Source organism: Catellatospora sichuanensis (assembly GCF_007483665.1).
In the GTDB taxonomy this organism is placed as follows: domain Bacteria; phylum Actinomycetota; class Actinomycetes; order Mycobacteriales; family Micromonosporaceae; genus Catellatospora; species Catellatospora sichuanensis.
This window is the reverse complement of sequence record NZ_ML660194.1, coordinates 2688-17218: the sequence shown is the minus strand read 5'-3', so window position 1 is coordinate 17218 and position 14531 is coordinate 2688. Positions and strand designations below refer to the sequence as shown.

Below are 14531 nucleotides of genomic sequence, written 5' to 3'. Positions count from 1 at the left end.
TGGGAGTGACTATCGACTAACGTAGCTATATCGATATGTTGGGCCGGCGTGCTCCCTGCGTATCTCCGGACGGGTGAGAGGGCTCGGGAACCTGACGACTGGAGCCCAACGTGCTTGCTGGTGAGCCTGAGCGTGTGACGGTTGACTACCGTCGGCCGGCGGGCAGGACGGTCGAAGGCCAGCCGTGGGATACGGTTCCCGTCGCAGCACTGATAGCGGCCTTACCCTGGCGGACGTTTCGCTGGCACCAGGGGCAGAGGCACTATTCGGGCACCTACTGGTCGGCAACCCAGCGGGATCATGTGATCTATGAGTCACGGCTGGAGCTGGCCCGGCTCTTGTTCGCCGATTTCGACCGGCGGGTGAGCGCGATCGTGGCGCAGCCGTTTCTGCTGCATGCCGTCGTCGGCGGAGCGCACCGAAGGCATGTGCCCGACTTCCTGCTGGTCGTCGACGATCGGGCCGTGATCGTGGATGTGAAGCCCGCCAGGCGTCTGGTCGATGCGACGGTCGCGGCGACGCTGGCGTGGACAGCCGAGGTCGTCGCGTTGCGTGGGATGCGCTACGAGGTTTGGACGGAACCGCCCGAGGTCGAGCTGGCCAATGTCCGGTTCTTGGCCGGGTATCGACGTGCTTGGTTGTTCGATGCGGATCTGGTGGCGCGGTTGAGCGCCGCCGATCTGGATGGCGCGACGGTGTCGGTGGCGGCCGGGTGCGCTGCGGGGTGGCCCGCGCCGGTGGCGCGGGCGGCGGTGCTGCACTTGATGTGGACGGGCCATCTCGTGTTCGACATGGCCGTGCGGCTGTCGGGTGCCACGGTGCTGCGGAGGCCGGCGTGAGCGAGGCTGGCGTGCGGGTCGGGGTCGGCACGCTGTTTCGCTTCGACGGTGAAACCGTGGAGGTCGTTGAGCTGGTCGCGACGGCGGCTGGCAACGAGGTGGTCGGCAAGACCGCGACTGGGCAGCTGCTGCGGCTGTCGGTGCGGGAGCTGCTGTTTTCCGGCAGGGCGCAGCTGATCCCTCGACGACCTGGGCCTGCCGCTGACGACGACATCGACTCTGCGGCCGTGGTGCTGGCCCAGCTCACTGACGCCGAACGCCATCTGGTCGCGCAACGTGCGGGTGATGTCCGGGAGGTGCTGACCGGGTTCCGGTCTGGGTCGGCGCAGCTGGCAGGCCCGGATGAGCCGCGCCCGCAGTATGCGCTGACGCTGACGCTGCGGGAGCGATACTCGGCGAAGGCTGCCGAACTCGGGGTCACGTTCCGCACTATCCAGCGGTGGGTGCGTCGCTTCCAGCAGTATGGCGAGGCCGGTCTGGCGCCGTCCCGCGGTGGGGTGGCCCGCTCGCGCACGCGGGTGGACGAGCGTTGGGTCGAGATGGCGCTGGAGGTGATGGTCGAGCACACCGACGAGTCGCGGCCCTCCCGTCTGTTGGTGATCGAGCGGACCAAGGCGCGGCTGGCGGCCCGCTACGGCGACGGGGCGGTGCGCCTGCCGAGCCAGGCCAGCGCCTACCGCCTGCTCGAAGACCTCGAACGGCGGCACCCGACGTTCCGGCTTTCCGCCAAACGCAACCGGGATGTCGCCGCCCGCCCGAAGGATGTGTACGGCAAGCTGCGCCCGACCCGGCCTGGTGAGTACATGCTGATGGACACCACGCGCCTGGACGTGTTCGCGCTGGATCCGTTGACGCTGCGCTGGATGCAGGCGGAGCTGACGGTGGCCATGGACTGGTACACCCGCTGTGTCACGGGGGTGAGGGTCACGCCCGTGTCGACCAAGTCGGTGGACGCCAGCGTCACCCTCTACCAGGCGTTCCGCCCTCCGCTGGCGAGCAGCGGGTGGCCGCAGCACGCGGTGTGGCCCGAGCACGGGATCCCCGCCACGGTCCTGGTCGACCGCGATGCGGTCGAGGGGCCGCTGCGGGCGGCGGCGGGCCCGGCGGTCGTGCCGGAGACGATCGTCATCGATCACGGCAACATCTACATCTCCGAGCATCTGACCAGCGTCTGCCAGCGGCTGGGCATCTCGATACAGCCGGCCCGGCTGCGCACGGGACGCGACAAAGGCCCGATCGAGCGGTTCTTCCGCACCCTGCGGGAGGACCTGCTGCAGGTGCTGCCCGGCTACAAGGGTCCCGATGTCCACTCGCGTGGCCTGAACCCTGAGCGGGACGCGTTCTTCTTCCTCGACGAACTGGAAGCGATCATCCGGGAGTGGGTGGCGGTGGTCTACCACCACCGGCCGCACGCGGGCTTACGCGATCCGGGAGTGCCGGGGCTGGCGTTGTCCCCGGCGAAGATGTTCGAGCACGGCATCGCGAAAGCGGGCTACGTCATGGCGCCACGTGACCCGGACCTCGGGTTCGAGTTCCTGCAGACGGAGTGGCGCACGATCCAGCATTACGGTGTCGAGATCGGTGGCCGCCGCTATAACGGCCGGGCGTTGAACAGCTACCGGGACCGTTCCAGCAGCGCCACCGGCCGCAAGCGCGGCAAGTGGCCCTTCGCGGTCAACGTCGACGACATCACGCGGATCTACTTCCGCGATCCCGAGGACCGGGCCTGGACGGAACTGGTCTGGGAACACGCCGCGGACGCCGCGATGCCGCTGTCGGAAGAAGGTCTGGCTTTCGCCCGCGAACTGGCCGCGTCGAAGTACACCTATCCCAACGACAAACTCGCCGTCGCCGAACTGCTCGACCGCTGGAACGTCGGGCTCGGCCACACCCGCGAGGAGCGGCGCATCGCGCTGCGGATCGCCCGGTCGCAGTCGGGCCTTCACCTACCGGTCGCGCCCGACCCGGTGAAGTCCCTGGCATCGGTCCGGCACGTCCTGGAGCCGGATGCGGCAGATGCCGAACCGCCTACCGGCGGGCACACGCAGCTGGGTGACGACGACCTGGACACCGACTTCGATGACGACGAGTTCTACTCCGACGCGCTGGGGGACGTATGACCCGGTCACGGTCCTCGGAGGCCAGGCGGGCTGCCGCTACCTTGGACAACCTCACGCTGTCGCGCAAAGAGGGCTGGAAGCTGTTCGTAGACACCCCCGCCCGCCAGCAGCCCGAGCAGCTGTCACGGCCCGAACTGCGGGCACTGGGCGATGCAGCCGCGTCCGAGTACGCCACCTGCCGCAGGTTGTGGCACGCCAACCTCGGGCCGATCCGTACCCCGCAACTGGCAGCGCTGCACGAGGACCTGTGGGACATCGTCGACAGCAACGTCCAGGACGGCGACAAGGCCAAGGGGGCCGTCGCGATCGACGCGTTCCCCGGACTGGGCAAGACGACCTCGGTGCTGGCGTTCGCCAAGCAGTTCCACCAGCGCGACCTCGCCGAAAACGGGCCGCTCACCGCAGACGGGCATGAACGGCTGCCAGTCTGCCGGGTCGGGCTGAGCGGCAACACCGGGATGAAGGACTTCAACCAGGCGATGCTGGAGTTCTTCGGCCACCTGGGCAGCTACCACGGCACGACCGCGCAGTTCGCCAAACGGGCACTGGAGTGTGTACTGGCCTGCCAGACCCGGCTGCTGATAGTCGACGACCTGCACTTCCTGCGGTTACGCCACACCAACGGCATCCAGGTCAGCAACCACTTCAAGTACGTCGCCAACGAGTTCCCCGTCACGCTGATCTTCGTCGGAGTCGGGTTGGACAAGCATGGCCTGTTCAGCGAGGGCGGCGACTACCATGACGCGGTCCTGGCCCAGACCGGCCGGCGCACCACCGTGCTCGGCCTGGCACCGTTTCGGATCGGCTCCGACACACACCGGCGTGAGTGGCGGCAGCTCCTCCTGGCACTGGAGCAGCGCGTCGTGCTGACGGACAAGCACCCAGGCATGATCGCCGACGACCTGTCGGACTACCTGTTCGCGCGCAGCAGCGGGCACATCGGTTCGCTGATGACCCTGATCAACCGCGGATGCCAGCGGGCCATCCGCAGCAGCGCAGAACGCCTGGACGTCGACCTCCTCGACCAGATCAAGATCGACGCTGGGGCGGAGAAGGCACGCCGGGAACTGCACACCGCACTGGCCACCGGAGCGCTGACCACCCGAACCTCGCGGTGAACCCCGCCACGGTCTTCGGCAGCGGTGTCGCACCGGAACGCACCCTGCCGCTACGAGTGCCGATCGCCGACGGCGAGAGCCTGGACAGCTGGGGCGAGCACATCGCACGCCGGTACGACATACCGGTGCGCCTAGCGCTGCCGCTGCTCGGCCAGCCCTGGCGCAGCCTTCGCGGCGACCGCCAACACCTGCTGGTGCGCGGCACACCCGCACCCGTACTGCGGCAGATGGAACGTCAGGCCGGACTGCCCGATGGCCGACTCGACGCCGCCGTGCTGGAACGGTACGACCCGTTGGGGTGGAAGCCACTACGGGGTTCACGCTTCTGCCCGGGGTGCCTGTTCGAAAGCCGCGGCCGGTGGCAGCTCGTCTGGCGGCTGCCGTGGGTGTTCGCGTGCCTGACCCACCGGGCGCTGCTGCCGGACCGATGCGCGGCCTGCGGGCGGATGCCACTACGCCCGATCACCGGCATCACCGGACTCCACCCAGCGGGAACCTGCGCCAACCTCCTGCGGCGCGGCAAGATCTGCGACGGTGACCTCTCCAGAGTTGACGCGGCCGAGTTGGCAGCCGGAGACAGTCGGCTGGCCACCCAGGCCTGGATCAACGACCGTCTGTGCGGCATGCAGGCCGACGACACAGCCGTCTCGGCCGCCGCCCACACCGACCTGCGGGACCTGCAAGCGGTCGCCGCGTGGATCCAACACCGGTCCGGCCGCGCCGACTTCGCCGCGTTCGGAACGCAGACGGCTGCCGCCTACGACCGGTACACGAGCCAGCGTCACAACGGCCGCCGCCCTGACGAGTGCGCGGACCCACTACTCGCCGCGGCATTGACCACCAAGGCCTTCGCGATGCTTGCCGGTGACCAGGGCCCCGACCTGCTTGCCCAACTGCGGCCCCTGCTGGGCAATGCCACCCGACCGGGCAGCGTCACCCGCAGCAACCATTCGCTCAGCATCCAACCCACGCGGTGGGCGACGCTGTCGGCCGCGCTCCAGCAGCGCCTGCTGACCTCGATGGGAACGCAGATGTGTCCCGCCGACCAGCTGCGCTACCGCACCTGCACCCCGCAGCCGGGACTGCCCGACACCACCTCCGCCGCGACCGAGCGGGCCCGCTATGTTCCCCAGCTGCTGTGGCCCGAATGGGCGGTGCGGCTGCTGCCGCCACGCGGCTACGCCGCCGACGTCCTGCGCGCGATCATCCCCTGCTGCCTACTGCTGCCCGGCCACCCTCAGCCCAGCAACGCCAAGGTCGTCGCGGAACTACGCGACCGATGGCCGTCCTACGCCAACGGCACGCTGCGACGCCTCACCGCCAGCCACGGCCCAAGGGTCCTCACCGCGATCTGCCGGCTGGCCGACTACCTCGACGTCCACGCCAGCCCCATCGACTACCGGCGCCGACGCGCGATCATCGCCGACGACGTCCTCACCGACGACGACTGGGACCGACTCTGCACGGCCACGCTGACTCACCGCGGACAAGGCGGCAGATACCGCCACGCCCGCCGCTACACCTACCAACTGCTCACCGGCGCGGACCTGACCGACCCCCGGCACCGCCTGGCACTGCAGAACCAATCCGAGCGGGCCAGGTACCGCAAGTTCACCGACGGGCTCACCACGCCGATGCGCGCGGCCCTGCACCAGCACGCCGCGGCATACCTGAGCCTGCACGGCATCGACGAACCCGTCAGGTGGGCGCCGCCAGGAGACTGCCTTACCGGCCTGGATCTGCCAGGCCGCGACCCCAGCGACATAGACCTGGACGAGGTCACCCGGCTGCTGCTGAACGAACACCGCCGGCTCGGCCACGCAGCACGCCGGTTGAACACCTCCACCGACCACGTCCGTCTCGCGCTGGAGCAAGTCCACCGCCCGGCCAACCGAACCGTGTCCACCCGCCGCAGCGCCGCGCACCCACCCGGCCTGAGCCCGGAGCTGATCCAGCGCGAGTACGTCGAGGCCGGTAAGAACCTGCGGCAAATGGCGCGCGAGACCGGCATTTCGGCCCGGACCCTGTCGGCGTTCGCCAGGGCTTGCGGGTTCACGCTGCGCAACGCGCGCCAGCCCCTGCAGCCGACCATCGACCAAGCCTGGCTCAGCCAGCAGTACCAGGTCCATCACCGCTCGGCCGGCGACATCGCCAACGAGCTGCGCACCACCGACACGCGAGTCCTCAAGGCACTGCGCGCGTTCGGGATACCAGTGCGCGCCAACAGCATCCACGGCCATCGCAGTCTCGTGATCGAGCTGGACGACTCCATTCCGGCCGACGTGCGCCGAGCCGTACAGGGCCAGCCCAAGGCATGGCAACGGCTCAGGCGCTTCCAGCAGATGGCCGGACACACCAGCCTGAACAAGGCCGCCCGCCAGATCGGCGCCAACCCATCAGCCCTGAGCACCCAACTGGGGCGGCTCGAGCGCGACATCGGTGCCACGCTCATCCGGCGAGCAACCTCGGATCGGCCGATGACAATGACACCGCAGGGCCAGGAGCTGCTGCGATCCCTACAGTTCCCCGCCGTTTCGGAACTTCTGAGCAGGTTCGGCAGCCCGCCGGCGGGCTGGAAGCCCGATCACGCGCTGCGGCGCAGCGCGCGCGCCTGAGGTTCCCTCGAGCGCATGGTCGAGGATCCAGTCGGTGGATAGCATCGCCGACAATCTCACCCGCGCGGGGTTCGTCGAGACCCGCTTCGACGACGCTGGTTGGCGCCTGCCGTTCGCGCTGGAGCTGCTGGCGCTGCAGCGGCTCACCGTCGCCGCGTTCGGCACAGAACGGATCTGCCCGCTGACGTACCAGCCGGGCATCGACCCGTCACGGTGCGCAGCCCCGTGACGGGGATACAGCATGTCCCTCTCGCCGCAAGACGCCGGCCGCGACGGGAGCGATAGTTTGCACGTCGTGACTGCGCCGGACCTCTCAAAGCAGCACGCCTGCCGGGGAAAATATAGTGGTCACCCCTTGATAGCTGCATCCATCGCAGTAGAATTTGTGGTGCAGACGAAACAGGGCCCGGCCGCCGCGGTCGCGCCGCCGGGCCCGCAGCGATGAGACAGGCAAAGGAGTTGAGCTGCGATGCAGATGCGATGGGATCCGTTCCGTGACTTCGACCGCCTGGCCGGTGAGGCCTTCGGCGCGGCCCGCACCCCGGCGCTGATGCCGATGGACTGCCTGCGCAGCGGCGAGGAGTTCCTGGTCCGGTTCGACATGCCGGGCATCGAGCCCGACACCCTGGACGTGTCGGCCGAGAATAACACCCTGACCGTGCGCGGACAGCGCCACCGCCACGATCCCGACGACGCGGTATACCTGGTGTCGGAGCGGCCGACGGGCAGCTACAGCCGCCAGCTGGTCCTGGGCGACGGCGTGGACGTCGACGCGATCAGCGCCGAGTACACCGACGGCGTGCTGACCCTGCACATCCCGGTCGCGCCGCAGGCCAAGCCACGCAAGATCGAGATTGGTCGGGCGGAGGCGGGCCGCAAGGCACTGACCGATCAGCAGGGCGACCAGCAGGCGGACAAGCACCTGGTCGACGCCTGAGGACGCCGGGTCCGAGAACGCCGGGGATGGGGGGTGGTGACCCAGGGGCGAGCCGACGCATCCCGGTGCCGGTGGCATCAGGCCGATGCCACCGGCCGAACCGACAGGAGGGCGGCATGACCGGAGCTGGTGTGCCGGTGCCGAACATCGGCGACGCCGACTACCCCGGCTATGCGATGGGTGCCGCCGCCCACGCGCTGAACGTGACGCCGGCGTTCTTGCGGGCGGTGGAGACCGCCGGGCTGTTCGAGGCGCACCGCTCCGACGGCGGGCACCGCCGCTACAGCCTCGACGACCTGCACCTGGCCGAACGAGCCCGGCACCTGGTCGACGACGGGCTGCCTCTGGACGCCGCCGTGCGCATCGTCAAGCTCGAGTACCAGCTCGCCGCCGCGCACGCGATGATCGAGGTGCTGCAGCGTCGGTTGGACCAACCGCGCGGCAGCGGCTGACACGCGGCCAGACCGCTGGCGCAGGAGGTGACCTGCGATGCAACAGCTGCACATCCGCTACTTCGCTGACCACCGCGGCGGCGGCTGCCTGCACGTCGCCGGTGAAATCGACCTGGCCGTGCACGAGCGGCTGCGGGCAGCGCTGCACCGCGTGCTGGCCATGCGGCCCCGCCGCCTGGTCGTCGACCTGGCGCAGGTGACGTTCTTGGACGCCGGTGGCGTCGGCGTGCTGGTCCAGGCCGCGGCCGCAGCGCAGGCGGCACGGATCCCGTTTCGCGTCCGCGGCGCTGACGGCATCGCCGCGCGCGTCCTGGCCCTGGCCGCGGGCTGGGACCGGGCCACCGGCACCCTCGGTGCCATGCCCGCCCGGCATCTGCCGACCGCGACGGCCGAGCACCTGCGCACTCAGCGCCGTGGCCTTGCCCGGCGGGTGCGGTGACCTGCCCGGTCACCGCACCCTGGCGCGGGCCTCCACGACATCGACCAGCCGCGCGATGACCGGCCCGGCGATCGCCGCGACGATCACGAACGCGGCCGTGAATGGGCCGAGCCTAGGATGGGTGACCGACGCGGGCAGGCTCGCGATGACCAGCGAGAACTCGCCGCGCGCGATAAGCGCGCTGCCGGCGCGCAGCCGCGCCCACGTGCCGGCACCGTCGCGGGCGGCGGCGAACCAGCCGGTGGCCATCTTCGTGGCCGTGCCCACCGCCGCGACCGCCAGCGCCACAGGCAGGACCGGCACGATGTCGGACGGGTCGACCGACAGGCCGATCCCGAAGAAGAACACGGTCGCGAACAGGTCCCGCAGCGGTGCGATCACCCGGCGGGTCCGGTCGGCGACCTGCCCGGTCAGCGCCAGCCCGAACAGGAACGCCCCGACCGCGGCCGAGGCGTTGACCAGCTCCGCGAGCCCCGCCACGAGCAAGGTCAGCCCGAACACCCGCAGCAGCAGCTGCTCGGGGTCGGTGCTGTGCACCACGCGGGCCAGTCCTCCACCGAACCGATACGAGGCGGTGAACGCCAGGATGAGCGCGCCGGCGGCGGTGGCGGCCGCGGCCGCGGCGTGCCACCAGCTGCCGCCGGCGGCCAGGACCGCCAACAGCGGCAGGTACACGGCGACGGCGACGTCCTCGAGCACCAGCACCGACAGCACCGCCGGGGTCTCCCGGTTGCCGAGGCGGTCCAGGTCGCCCAGCAGCCGCGCCGCGATGCCCGATGACGAGATCCAGGTGATCCCGGCCAGGGCAAGAGTGGCGGTGAGCCCGGCACCGGCGACCCAGCCCAGTACCAGCCCCGGCGCGGCGTTGAGCGCCAGGTCGACACCGGCCGAGGGCAGGTGGCGGCGGGCGCTGTCGGCGAACTCGGCCGCGGTGAACTCCAAGCCCAGCGCCAGCAGCAGCAGGACCACCCCCAGGGCTGCACCGGTCTGCACGAACCCGCCCGCGGCCGGCACCGGCGCGATCCCGCCGGGGCCCAGGCACAGCCCGGCCAGCAGATACAGCGGCACCGGCGACAGCCCGACCCGGCGGGCCAGCCCGGCGAGCACGCTCAACGCGGCCAGCACGACGCCGAGCTCGATCAGCAGCGCCGTGGAGGTGTGCACGCCTCAGCCCCGGACCAGGTCGGCGACCGCGGCGACGCCGTCACTGGTGCCGATCACGACGAGCACGTCACCGGCGTACAGCGGCTGGTTGGGCGCCGGTGCCGCGACGACGTCGCGGCCACGGACGATCGCCACGATAGAGGCCCCGGTCCGCGTCCGGGCCCTGGTGTCGCCCAACGTGCGGCCCGCATACGGCGACCGGTCGCCGACGGTGACCTGCCCGGCCTCCAGACCGGGGATCTCACGGGTCAGATCGGCCAGCCGCTCTGCGATGCGCGGCGCGCCGAGCAGCTCGGCGACCGTGTCGGCCTCCTGGGCGGTGAGCGTGAACAGCGTCGCCGCCGCGTCGGGGTCGCCGCCGCCGCCGAGCACGTCCACGCTGCCGTCGCGGCGCGCGACGATTCGCAGCCGGTCGCCCGCCTCGGTGACGAACTCGTAACGCACCCCGACTCCGGGCAGCAGGACCTCGGCCACGTCCACCCGATCATCATCGCCGCCGCCCGGCCCGCCCGACCCTCGAACGCGGCACCCGACGTCGCGGGCGCGTTCAGCCCCGCGACCGGTCCAGGTCGGTTTCGGCCTGCGCCTGCAGATGCCAGCCCAGCGCGGTCAACGCCCGGCCGGCGGCCAGTTCGTCTCCGACGGCAGGCACGTACGAATCGACCGGTGCCCGCAAGGCGGTGGCCTGCGACTGCAGGATCCGGCCCTTGTCGTCAACCAGCACCGCCACCGCGCTGGTACGCCGCTCGTCCTGCTCGGCGATGGTCACATTCAAAGTCCAATGCTTGAGCGCTGTCATAGCCGCCTCCCGCTGGTACTGCACACACCCGTGCGGCCCGTAGCACGCGGCCCTCCGTCGCACGTCAGACCGACAGCGCGCCGCACCCCGGTAGCAGGCCGGAACGAGGGCCGTCGTGACTACCGGCCGTCCGACACACCCCCGGGCCGCGATACTGAACCGACCGATGAACTAATTCGATCGTGGCTGAGGTAGTGTTTCACCAGCTCAGGCCGCGCGTAAGGTGCACGACGACGAACACATCAGCGTCGCGCCCGAGCGAGTCGACGGCGCGTACACCGGCCAAGCGCAGGCGCTGGCCGTCGGCGACGCCAGGCGGCACGGCGACCTCCCAGGTCACCACACGGTCACGGGTGCGCAGGCAGATGAGCCGCCGCGCACCCGACCGCGTCTGCGCGGGTGTCAGGTCCACTGGCACGCACACCGCCGGGCGCTGCCCCGACCACAGGGCGGCGATGTCGTCCCAGGGCCTTCGCTCCGCCCGGCCGCCGTGTTCGACGGCCGATGCCCCGGGCGGGCCGTCGGCCATCCCAGGCGCCGGTTCGGCCACCGTGCGGTCGTAGCGCGAGCGGCGGGCCGGGTCCGACAGCACCTCGTAGGCCTCGCTAGCGGCCCGGAACCGCTCGTGCGCCGCTGGGTCAGCGGTGACATCGGGATGCAGGTGCCGTGCCAGGCGGTGGTAGGCGCGCCGGATGTCGTCCATGCTGGCCCGCTGGCCGATCTGGAGCACCTGGTAGTGGTCTGGCCGTAAGGGCATCGGCTCCTCCCGCCGCTCCGGGCACCACAGGGGCGGGCACGCCCCGCCACATCCACAGCTACCGCGCCCAACTGCGGCGCGTCAAGACCTGGCGGAGGGTGGCTGTGACGCGGGTTCGGCCCGCGGCTGCTGGGGGGGTCGCCGGAGTGCGCCACGTCCGTGGATGCAACAGCGTGCCGAGTGGTCAGGCTTGCGCGTAGCGGGGGTGTTGGCCGCTGAAGATGCCCGGCCGGCGGGACGACCCGGACGGAGCGGGCCGCGCCTGGCGACGGCGGAAAGGCCGGGCACCCCCGTAGCCCGGCCTTTCTCGCGCCCCCGCGAGCCGAAGACGCGCCCGCGGAGCCCGCACCACCAGGGGCGGGAATACGGCAAACCGCAGCATTCGGATGTTATCCGACTCTTGGGGCGGGTGCTGGGCATGCGCGGGTTCCGCGCCGACGGCCCGCTGGCGGCCTTGACGTTGACATCAGGCGCGACCATGCGGTGCGCGGGCTGAGGGCCCGTCTCTGTTCGTTCATCTGCCCGCGCCGGCCGGCGCGGCGCAGCACGTCCCCCGGCCCCGCGCCAGCATCGCCGGGCTGAGCGTTTCGTCATCAACCCGGCCGGGTCTGCGTTGAGCCTTTGCGGCGCTCGACGGGGCGTCCGGTATGGGAACGGGACCTGGCATGAGCTCTACGGGTATCGGCGCGTACGCTGCGGCGTTCGTCGCCGAGCACACCGCCAGCTTATGCAGGCGTTGAGCACGGCGGCGTCGGCGGCTGAGCAAGGCCGGCTGCGGGAGGCGGCGCTGGCCAGACAACGGCTGAGCGACGGCGGCCGTCACCTCGTCAAGGCGGTGGTGCGCGACGCGCTGGCCGCCGACATGGACTGGTGGGCACTGGGCGACATGCTGTCCATGCACCCGCAGGCCGCGTGGGAGCAGTTCGGCAAGCGTGGCACCGGGTTGCCTGCCCCGGCCCAGCAGCGCCCGCACCTGGCGGTGACGCTCACCGCGGGCCTGGTGGGGACGCACGAGCAGCCGCCCGGCTACGGAGTCGACCTCACCGGTGTGGGGCTGGAATACAGCATCATGTTCGACCCTGTCGCCGTGCAACTGCGCCAGGCGGCCCAAGCGCTCGGCGAGCAGATCTGGATCTGCGTGGCGCTGCCCGGCTCGGGCGCCGACTCCACGCCACTGGCTGGCGTCGATGTCATCAGGCAGTGGACCTTGGTACTCGCCGACGAGAATGCGCTTACCTGGTTACGGGAGTCGTCACGCTGCAATCCGCGGGGCCGTGCGGCGACGATGGCCCGGCCGGGTGACGCACGGCAGTTCGTGCACAGTTCGGGCATCCGATGCGCGGGGGACCGTCGCCGTTACCGGTCGAAAACGGCCAGGATGTCTTCCAACGGCATGTTCGCCCGCTGTGCGATCTTGTTCCAGCGGTACGTTGCACGCGATGGCGTCACGCACGGCACAGGCAAGGACCCCGGCGCCGGAATCGGCAAGCCGTTCCAGCCTGTGCAATATGTCATCGCAGGTGACGCCCACGCGTTCCTTTCGGTACCTCCGGCACGAAGCGCCAAACGACCACAGTCGCACGCGGCGCGCGCGGGAACATCCGCCAGACGGCCGAAATCGCCGCATTAGCTCGCCCGCAAACCAGACAAGCAGCGCTACCAGGCCGCGGTTGCCAGATGCGCGCGCTGCGGCCACTGGCGCACCGGCGCCGGCACGCCTGCACACCACCCAAGCGTCGAAGCCGGTGGCCACGGTGAACGCGCCGATCGCATGCGGGGCCGGGGCGGCGACGTCCGCGACCCGCGGCGCCTAACCCTTCTGACCGGACGGCCGGCAGGCGGCCCATCACCCCGGTCGCAGGGCGGCGGGCAGGACGACCAGGCTCACGGTGCGGCGGCAGGGCGATCACCGGACCCGTACCACAGGCGAGGTCGGCGGGCCATGATGGTGAAAGCCGCAGTCAGAGGAGGAGCCGTGCCCGCGAGGTGCGATGTCAGCGTGAACGGCGACGAGTGCACGGTGAAGGTCGTCGGCGAGATCATCGACGGTGACGTCGAGGTCGTGGTCGGCGAACTGTGCCGGGCGTTGGACGGGGCCGGCTGCCGCCGCCTGGTCGTGGACCTGGGCTGCGCACTGGTTTTGGAACCCGCCGCGCTGACCGCGCTGGCCCGCATCCAGGAGTACGCGCTCAGCCAGGACATCGCCATGCGGTGCGTGCACGTCCAGCCCTGGCTTCGCAGAACCCTTCAGGCAGCAAACCTGTCCACGCTGCTGGGCCGATAGCGCCGCAGCAATGGAGCGCCCGCCCGCCGGCACCTGCACGTGTCGCCCCGGTCCGGGCTGCCCCACCCCCAGCGCAGACAGGAAAAGGCCGTCCACCGCTTGACAGAATCTGCGGTCGTGGACATAAAATTCTTGTGTCAGTTGGGTCATGGTTCCTGGTGAGGGCAGCTCGCACAAGGGGGTGATCACGGTGGCCTTGCTGGTTCCGGCCCACTACCACCGCCGTCGGCGGGCGCGACTGGACTGCCGCAGACCGCCGAACCGGCGACACTGAGCCCCGGCGAGCGCCGGATTGCTCAAAGCGTTAAGCCCTACATGCAACGCGGGCGCACTGGCGCCCCGGACATCAGGAGGTGTTGGTCATGCAGACCCTTCGTTTCGATCCGTTCCGCGACTTCGACCGGCTGGCCGCCGAAGTGTTCGGAACCGCGCGCACCCCGTCGCTGATGCCGATGGACTGTCTGCGCGCGGGCGATGAGTTCGTGGTCCGGTTCGACCTGCCCGGCATCGACCCCGACTCCCTGGACGTGTCGGCGGAGAACCAGACCCTGACCGTGCGGGCCGAACGGCGCCGCCACGACCCGCAAGGCGCGACCTACCTGGTCTCCGAGCGCCCGTCGGGTGCCTACAGCCGCCAACTGGTCCTCGGCGACGGCCTGGCCGTCGACGACATCCGGGCCCAGTACACCGACGGGGTGCTGACCCTCACAATCCCCGTCGCGGAGCAGGCCAAGCCACGCAAGATCGAGATTCTGCGGACTCAGCCCACCGAGATCGGATCGCACCAGGGCCACAAGATGATCACCGGTGACTCCGGCGAGCAGAGCACTGAGGCCACCAGCGACCGAGAGAAGGTCGGCGCGACCAGCTGACGCGGGGCACGGGCCGCCGCGGAAAGCGGTGACGGCAGGAAGATCATTGGGCCCGGGGGGGGGGGGGGGGGGGGCCCCCCCCCCCCCCCCCCCCCCCCGCCCCCCCCCCCCCCCCCGCCCCCCCCCCCCCCCCCC

At 70.7% G+C, this 14531-nt stretch carries 15 protein-coding genes; 11 read left to right on the top strand and 4 right to left on the bottom strand.

The features are described 5' to 3' along the window. The first annotated feature begins 134 nt into the window (after positions 1–134). From FLL47_RS14360 to FLL47_RS14325, 8 genes are all read left to right on the top strand, one after another. Complete coding sequence (locus FLL47_RS14360) at positions 135–839, top strand: TnsA-like heteromeric transposase endonuclease subunit (protein WP_144121024.1); 705 nt, start codon at positions 135–137, stop codon at positions 837–839. Beyond that, positions 725–2959 carry a helix-turn-helix domain-containing protein gene (locus tag FLL47_RS14355; protein WP_203736763.1) on the top strand — a complete coding sequence of 745 codons (2235 nt, stop codon included), beginning with the start codon at positions 725–727 and terminating at the stop codon, positions 2957–2959. The genes FLL47_RS14360 and FLL47_RS14355 overlap by 115 nt, the downstream gene beginning before the upstream one ends. Before the next feature lie 41 nt (positions 2960–3000). Beyond that, entirely contained in the window at positions 3001–4077 is a 1077-nt protein-coding gene (locus tag FLL47_RS14350; protein WP_203736762.1) for an ATP-binding protein, read from the top strand. After that, complete coding sequence (locus FLL47_RS14345; protein WP_144121022.1) at positions 4074–6692, top strand: TniQ family protein; 2619 nt, start codon at positions 4074–4076, stop codon at positions 6690–6692. Before FLL47_RS14350 ends, FLL47_RS14345 begins: the two co-directional genes overlap by 4 nt. A 34-nt stretch (positions 6693–6726) precedes the next feature. Then, on the top strand, positions 6727–6921 hold the full coding sequence (locus tag FLL47_RS14340; RefSeq protein WP_144121021.1) for a hypothetical protein: 195 nt from the start codon (positions 6727–6729) through the stop codon (positions 6919–6921). A 240-nt stretch (positions 6922–7161) separates the two neighbouring features. Continuing rightward, a complete protein-coding gene (locus FLL47_RS14335) occupies positions 7162–7629 on the top strand; it encodes an Hsp20/alpha crystallin family protein (protein ID WP_144121020.1) in 468 nt (155 codons plus the stop codon). Between the two features lie 116 nt (positions 7630–7745). Continuing rightward, on the top strand, positions 7746–8081 hold the full coding sequence (locus FLL47_RS14330; protein ID WP_144121019.1) for a MerR family transcriptional regulator: 336 nt from the start codon (positions 7746–7748) through the stop codon (positions 8079–8081). 37 nt (positions 8082–8118) lie between these two features. After that, on the top strand, positions 8119–8520 hold the full coding sequence (locus FLL47_RS14325; RefSeq protein WP_144121018.1) for an STAS domain-containing protein: 402 nt from the start codon (positions 8119–8121) through the stop codon (positions 8518–8520). Positions 8521–8529: 9 nt separating this feature from the next. Here FLL47_RS14325 and FLL47_RS14320 read toward each other — a convergent pair whose 3' ends face one another. The 4 genes from FLL47_RS14320 to FLL47_RS14305 all read right to left on the bottom strand — a co-directional run bounded on the left by FLL47_RS14320 (position 8530) and on the right by FLL47_RS14305 (position 11240). Then, positions 8530–9684, bottom strand: a complete 1155-nt coding sequence (locus tag FLL47_RS14320; RefSeq protein WP_144121017.1) for a cation:proton antiporter — start codon at positions 9682–9684, stop codon at positions 8530–8532. 3 nt (positions 9685–9687) lie between these two features. Then, on the bottom strand, positions 9688–10164 hold the full coding sequence (locus FLL47_RS14315; RefSeq protein WP_144121016.1) for a cation:proton antiporter regulatory subunit: 477 nt from the start codon (positions 10162–10164) through the stop codon (positions 9688–9690). Between the two features lie 67 nt (positions 10165–10231). Then, positions 10232–10483: a dsRBD fold-containing protein gene (locus FLL47_RS14310; protein ID WP_144121015.1), complete on the bottom strand. Its 252-nt coding sequence runs from the start codon at positions 10481–10483 to the stop codon at positions 10232–10234. A 199-nt stretch (positions 10484–10682) separates the two neighbouring features. Then, positions 10683–11240, bottom strand: a complete 558-nt coding sequence (locus tag FLL47_RS14305) for a J domain-containing protein (protein WP_144121014.1) — start codon at positions 11238–11240, stop codon at positions 10683–10685. 727 nt (positions 11241–11967) lie between these two features. Between FLL47_RS14305 and FLL47_RS14300 the strand changes: the two genes are divergently transcribed. The 3 genes from FLL47_RS14300 to FLL47_RS14290 all read left to right on the top strand — a co-directional run bounded on the left by FLL47_RS14300 (position 11968) and on the right by FLL47_RS14290 (position 14396). Further along, on the top strand, positions 11968–12870 hold the full coding sequence (locus FLL47_RS14300; protein WP_144121013.1) for a hypothetical protein: 903 nt from the start codon (positions 11968–11970) through the stop codon (positions 12868–12870). 369 nt (positions 12871–13239) lie between these two features. Next, positions 13240–13524, top strand: coding sequence for an STAS domain-containing protein (locus FLL47_RS14295; RefSeq protein WP_144121012.1), 285 nt, complete (start codon positions 13240–13242; stop codon positions 13522–13524). Between the two features lie 362 nt (positions 13525–13886). Next, positions 13887–14396, top strand: a complete 510-nt coding sequence (locus tag FLL47_RS14290; protein ID WP_144121011.1) for an Hsp20/alpha crystallin family protein — start codon at positions 13887–13889, stop codon at positions 14394–14396. The last annotated feature ends 135 nt before the right edge of the window (positions 14397–14531 follow it).

What these genes read in the sequence shown, in the direction of transcription:
- FLL47_RS14325 (WP_144121018.1), top strand. Translation starts at nt 8,119, where the DNA reads ATGCAACAGCTGCACATCCGCTACTTCGCTGACCACCGCGGCGGCGGC.
- FLL47_RS14305 (WP_144121014.1), bottom strand. Translation starts at nt 11,240, where the DNA reads ATGCCCTTACGGCCAGACCACTACCAGGTGCTCCAGATCGGCCAGCGG.
- FLL47_RS14310 (WP_144121015.1), bottom strand. Translation starts at nt 10,483, where the DNA reads ATGACAGCGCTCAAGCATTGGACTTTGAATGTGACCATCGCCGAGCAG.
- FLL47_RS14300 (WP_144121013.1), top strand. Translation starts at nt 11,968, where the DNA reads ATGCAGGCGTTGAGCACGGCGGCGTCGGCGGCTGAGCAAGGCCGGCTG.
- FLL47_RS14290 (WP_144121011.1), top strand. Translation starts at nt 13,887, where the DNA reads ATGCAGACCCTTCGTTTCGATCCGTTCCGCGACTTCGACCGGCTGGCC.
- FLL47_RS14330 (WP_144121019.1), top strand. Translation starts at nt 7,746, where the DNA reads ATGACCGGAGCTGGTGTGCCGGTGCCGAACATCGGCGACGCCGACTAC.
- FLL47_RS14335 (WP_144121020.1), top strand. Translation starts at nt 7,162, where the DNA reads ATGCAGATGCGATGGGATCCGTTCCGTGACTTCGACCGCCTGGCCGGT.